The organism is Herbaspirillum sp. UBA812 (assembly GCF_002296545.1).
Lineage (GTDB): Bacteria > Pseudomonadota > Gammaproteobacteria > Burkholderiales > Burkholderiaceae_D > Herbaspirillum > Herbaspirillum huttiense.
Map to the genome: position 1 here is coordinate 1 of NZ_DBIC01000260.1, position 5,218 is coordinate 5,218.

A 5,218-nucleotide genomic window follows, 5' to 3' on the forward strand; every position below is an offset into this window, starting at 1 on the left:
TTCCTCACGGCCGAGGATATCGATCTGCCCGGCGTGGAGGGTGCCAAGTATTGCTGTAGCCCGCCGCCGCGCGATGCCAACGCCCAGGAGGCGGTCTGGGCCGGGCTCAAGGATGGCACGCTGGGCATGTATAGCTCCGACCATGCGCCGTATCGCTTCGACGAGAGTGGCAAGCTGCCGCGCGGCGAAGACACCACCTTCAAGGAAATGGCCAATGGCGTGCCGGGCATCGAGCTGCGTCTGCCGCTGCTGTTTTCCGAGGGCGTGCAGAAGGGCCGCCTCGACATCCACGAATTCGTGCGCCTGACCGCCACCAATCACGCCCACATGTATGGGCTCTCGCACTGCAAGGGCAATATCGCCGAGGGGCTCGATGCCGATCTGGTGATCTGGAATCCGGAACGCGAGACCACCATCACCGCAGCACTCCTGCACGACAACGTCGGCTATACGCCCTATGAAGGACGGCAAATCAGGGGTTGGCCGGAAGTGGTCACCAGCCGCGGCCGTGTGGTGGTCAGCGAGGGGGAATTGAAAGTGGCGCGCGGCTCGGGCCGCTTCATCGCACGCCAGTGTCCGGCACCGGCCAGCCTTGCGCAGCGGCCGACGCGCAGCCATCTGCCGGGCTTGCTCGGCCTCAAGGGAAAGGCATGGGAATCGCAATGAGCAACAAGGACAATCGCTTCGGCCTGGCCGTGGCGCAGATGGGGCCCGTGCAACTGGCCGAGAACCGGACCACGGTGGTGCGCCGTCTGCTCGAGATGATGCGCGAGGCCGCAGCCCGTGGCGCGAAGATGGTGGTGTTTCCGGAGCTGGCGCTGACCACGTTCTTCCCGCGTTACTGGATGGAAGACCAGGCCGAAGTCGATGCGCGCTTCTTCGAGACCGAGATGCCGGGTCCGCAGACACGGCCCTTGTTCGAACTGGCCGCGCAGCTCAGGATCGGTTTCTACCTCGGCTATGGCGAACTGACCGCCGATGACCATCACTACAACAGCTCCATCCTGGTGGATGAAACAGCCCGGATCGTGGCCCGCTATCGCAAGATCCACCTGCCGGGACACAGCGACCACAAGCCCGATGCGCCCTTCCAGCATCTGGAAAAGAAGTACTTCGAGGTCGGCAACGATGGCTTTGGCGTCACCGACATGCTGGGCACCCGCATCGGCCAGTGCCTGTGCAATGACCGCCGCTGGCCCGAGACCTATCGCGTCATGAGCCTGCAGAGCGCACGTATCGTCACGCTGGGCTACAACACGCCGTCCTGGAACATCCACTGGAACGAACCGCCCCATCTGCGCATGTTCCACCACCTGCTGTCGCTGCAGGCCAATGCCTACCAGAACGGGTTGTGGGTGGCGGCCGCCGCCAAGTGCGGTGTCGAGGATGGCTTCCACATGATCGGCGGCTCGGCCATCGTCGCGCCTTCCGGCGAGATCGTGGCGCAGGCGCAAGGCGAGGAGGATGAGGTGATCTTCGCCAGTTGCGATCTGCAACTGGGTGAAACCTTCCTGCAGCACGTCTTCAATTTCGCCAAGCACCGCCGTCCGGAACATTACCGCCTCATCGTCGAGCGCACCGGGGCCGGTGCGCCGTTGGCACCGTCCGAGCTGTCTACCTGAATCACTGTCCACCTTCCACCCAATCGAGGAGTGTTGCGATGTTTCCGTTCCTGGTACTGCCTTCCAAGTCTTCCCTGAAATACTCCCTGCTGGCCGTACTCTCGGCCAGTGCACTGCTGTCGGCCGGTGCCATGGCCCAGGGTGGCCCGCTGCGCACCGGAGTGGATGCCACCTTTGCGCCGCATGCGATGGTCAAGCTGGGCGGGGGCCTGCAAGGCTTCAACATCGACCTGGGCGAAGAACTGGCACGCCGCCTGGGCCGCAAGATCGAAATCGAAGGCACGGAATTTTCCGGGCTGGTGCCGGGCCTGAATGCCAAAAAATACGATTTCGTGCTGGCCCCCGTCACGGCCACCCCGGAGCGCGCCAAGGCCATGCTCTTCACCGAAGGCTATCTGGATACTGACTACACCTTCGTCATCAAGAAGGGAGCTGCCCCCATCAATGCGCTGGAGGACCTCAAGGGCAAGACCATCTCGGTCAACAAGGGCTCGGCCTATGAACTCTGGGCGCGTGACAACGCCCCCAAGTACGGGTTCAAGTACGACGTCTATGGCAACAATGCCGATGCGGTGCAGGCCGTGCAATCCGGCCGCGCCGATGCCAACCTGGCCGGCAGTACGGTAGCCGCCTGGGCTGCCAAGCAGAATCCGGCCGTGCAGACCACCTACACCGTCAAGACCGGTCTGGTGTGGGCGCTGGCCTTCCGCCTGGACGACAAGGCCGGCCGCGATGCTGCCGGCATGGCGCTCAAATGCATGAAGCAGGATGGCACGCTGGGCAAGATCGCGCAGAAGTGGTTCGGCTATACCCCGGCCGCCGATGCCACCGTGGTCAAGGTCGGCGTGGGGCAGGGCGTGCCTGGGCTGGATGGTTACGACCCCACCCCGGTGACGCTCAAGTGCAATTGATGCCACTGAGCCGACACTTCATGCCGACCGCCTGAACGAGACAGAAGCCTCCATGAACCTAGCCGCTCCCATCCTAGAAATCGTCGGCCTGCACAAGTCCTATGAAGGCAATACCGTCCTGCGCGGGATCGACCTGCGCGTGCGGCCGGGCCAGCTGATCTGCGTGATCGGTCCTTCCGGTTCGGGCAAGAGCACGATGCTGCGTTGCTGCAACCGGCTCGAAGAACCCAGTGCCGGCCAGATCGTGGTGGATGGGCAGGACATCATGCATGCCCGCACCGATCTCAATGCGGTACGCCAGAAGATCGGCATGGTGTTCCAGCAGTTCAACCTGTATCCGCACATGAGCGTGCTGGGCAATGTGATGCTGGCGCTGAAGAAGGTCCAGAAGCATACGCATGCCGAGGCCGAGCGCCGCGCGCGGCGCGCCTTGGAACAGGTGGGCATGCTGGAGAAGGCATCTGTCTTCCCCGGCCAGCTCTCCGGCGGACAGCAGCAGCGCGTGGGCATTGCCCGGGGCATCGCGCTGGAACCCAAGGTGATGCTCTTCGATGAACCCACCAGCGCGCTCGACCCCGAACTGGTCGGCAGTGTTCTGCAGGTGATGCGGCAGTTGCGCGAGGCTGGCATGACCATGCTGGTGGTCACGCACGAAATGGCCTTTGCCCGGGCGGCGGCCGACCGTGTGGTTTTCATGGACGGTGGCGTGATCGTCGAGGAGGGGCCGCCCGAGCAGATCTTCGGCAATCCGCAGCAGGCTCGCACCAAGGCCTTCGTGGCGCGCTTCGCACAGCACGGCTGAGTCATGGAGCAATTTCTATTTACCTTCTTCAATGCCGAGATCGCTGCGCGCTACTGGCCGGACATCCTGCGCGGCATGGGCGTGACGGTCCTGCTGAGCCTGGCGGTGATTGCTTCCGGCCTGCTGCTGGGGCTGTCGCTGGCGGTGTTGCGTGCGACCGGCAAGCGCGGCCTGGTGGGGCTGGTGGTGGCCTTTGCCGATGTGATGCGGGCCTTGCCGCCGCTGATCCTGATCATCGTGCTCTTCTTTGCGTTTCCATACATCGACCTGGCCATGTCGTCCTTCACCGCCACCTGGCTGGCGCTGACCTTGGTACTGGCGGCCTATGCCGAGGAAAGCATCTGGGCCGGCATCGCCTCCTTGCCGCGCGGCCAGAGCGAAGCGGCGCGCTCGACCGGCCTGTCATGGGGACAAACCATGGTCGCCGTGATCCTGCCGCAGGCACTGCGTATGGCGGTGCCGCCGCTGACCAACCGGGTCATTTCGATTACCAAGAATACGGCACTGGGATCGGTGGTGGCCTTGTCGGAGATTCTCAATACGGCTCAGGCCGCCAGCAGCAATGCCGGCAATCCCACACCCCTGATGCTGGGTGCGGCGGCTTATCTGGTGATCTTCATTCCGGTGGTCTTGTTCGCGCGCTGGCTCGAAACCCGCTGGCGCTGGAAACGATAGGAGAGGGCCGGCATGGATGCCTTGTTGCAGAATTTCTTCAACCTGGAGGTCTATCGCCAGGTCCTGCCCTTCCTGCTGGGCGGCTTGTGGACCACGGTGTGGCTGTCGCTGCTGGTGATACCTATCGGAGTGGTATCGGGATTGCTGCTGGCCTTGCTGGCCACGCAGAGCCGTTCGCGCACGATGCGCATTGCGGTGGCGGTGTATGTGGACTTCTTTCGATCCTTCCCGCCGCTGGTGCTGCTGATCCTGATCTATTTCGGCGCACCCTTCCTCGGGCTGGAACTGCCCAAGCTGATGGCCGTGGCGCTGGGCTTCATGTTCAACAATTCCAGCTATTTCGCCGAGGTGCTGCGCGCCGGCATAGAAAGCGTACCGAGCGGCCAGATGGAAGCGGCCCGTTCTACCGGCCTGTCGCGCACTCAGGCGCTGGCCTGGGTGATCGTGCCGCAGGCCGTGCGCAACGCCTTGCCCGACCTGATCGGCAATGGCATCGAGGTCATCAAGCTGACCACCATTGCCAGCGTGGTGGCACTGCCTGAGCTGCTGCGCGTGGCGCGCGATGCGCAATCGCTGGTCTACAACCCTTCGCCCATCGTGCTGGCAGCCTTGCTCTATCTGGCGCTGTTGCTGCCACTGGTGCGCTGGCTGTCGCGGCTGGAGCACCGCGGCCGCACCTTGCACTGAGGGTGGCCGCAGGCGCTGCATCAGGCTGCGCTGAGCAGCCCCATGCGCGGATGAATCACCGTCTCGCGTGCTGGGGCCACGGCAGGCTGAGCCTGTTCCAGCCGGAACACCGATACGGCATCCCGCAGACTGTCAGCCTGTTGCGCCATGGATTGCGCCGCACTGGCCGACTCCTCCACCAGCGCCGCATTCTGCTGGGTCACTTCATCCATTTGCGAGATGGCGATGTTGATCTGGCTGATCCCCGAACTCTGTTCGCTGGAGGCGGCCGTGATCTCGCTCATGAGGTCGTTGACCTGCTGGATCGATTGGACCACCTGATCCATGGTCTGGCCAGCTTCATCGACCAGTTTCTGGCCAGCTTCCACATGTTCCACCGACGACTCGATCAGCCCACGGATTTCCTTGGCCGCCGAGGCGCTGCGCTGGGCCAGCGAGCGCACTTCGCTGGCGACCACCGCGAAGCCGCGTCCCTGCTCACCGGCGCGCGCCGCTTCCACAGCGGCGTTCAAGGCCAGGAT

At 63.8% G+C, this 5,218-nt stretch carries 7 protein-coding genes; 6 read left to right on the forward strand and 1 reads right to left on the reverse strand.

Features of this window, described 5'->3' with window-relative positions:
* The 6 genes from B3873_RS17425 to B3873_RS17450 form a co-directional block, all read left to right on the forward strand.
* Positions 1–666, forward strand: a 666-nt coding sequence (locus B3873_RS17425; RefSeq protein WP_286867568.1) for an amidohydrolase family protein, incomplete at its 5' end; no start/stop codon positions are given.
* A complete protein-coding gene (locus tag B3873_RS17430) occupies positions 663–1,622 on the forward strand; it encodes an N-carbamoyl-D-amino-acid hydrolase (RefSeq protein WP_286867571.1) in 960 nt (319 codons plus the stop codon). The genes B3873_RS17425 and B3873_RS17430, both read left to right, overlap by 4 nt.
* A 38-nt stretch (positions 1,623–1,660) precedes the next feature.
* Positions 1,661–2,533: a transporter substrate-binding domain-containing protein gene (locus tag B3873_RS17435; RefSeq protein WP_134134791.1), complete on the forward strand. Its 873-nt coding sequence runs from the start codon at positions 1,661–1,663 to the stop codon at positions 2,531–2,533.
* Between the two features lie 52 nt (positions 2,534–2,585).
* Positions 2,586–3,335, forward strand: a complete 750-nt coding sequence (locus B3873_RS17440) for an amino acid ABC transporter ATP-binding protein (RefSeq protein ID WP_286867573.1) — start codon at positions 2,586–2,588, stop codon at positions 3,333–3,335.
* Between the two features lie 3 nt (positions 3,336–3,338).
* Positions 3,339–4,010, forward strand: coding sequence for an amino acid ABC transporter permease (locus tag B3873_RS17445; protein WP_286867576.1), 672 nt, complete (start codon positions 3,339–3,341; stop codon positions 4,008–4,010).
* A gap of 12 nt (positions 4,011–4,022) precedes the next feature.
* Positions 4,023–4,697 carry an amino acid ABC transporter permease gene (locus B3873_RS17450; RefSeq protein WP_286867579.1) on the forward strand — a complete coding sequence of 225 codons (675 nt, stop codon included), beginning with the start codon at positions 4,023–4,025 and terminating at the stop codon, positions 4,695–4,697.
* A 20-nt stretch (positions 4,698–4,717) separates the two neighbouring features.
* Here the strand turns inward: B3873_RS17450 and B3873_RS17455 are convergent.
* Positions 4,718–5,218 (reverse strand): methyl-accepting chemotaxis protein (locus B3873_RS17455; RefSeq protein WP_286867582.1); only part of this gene is annotated, 501 nt, incomplete at its 5' end.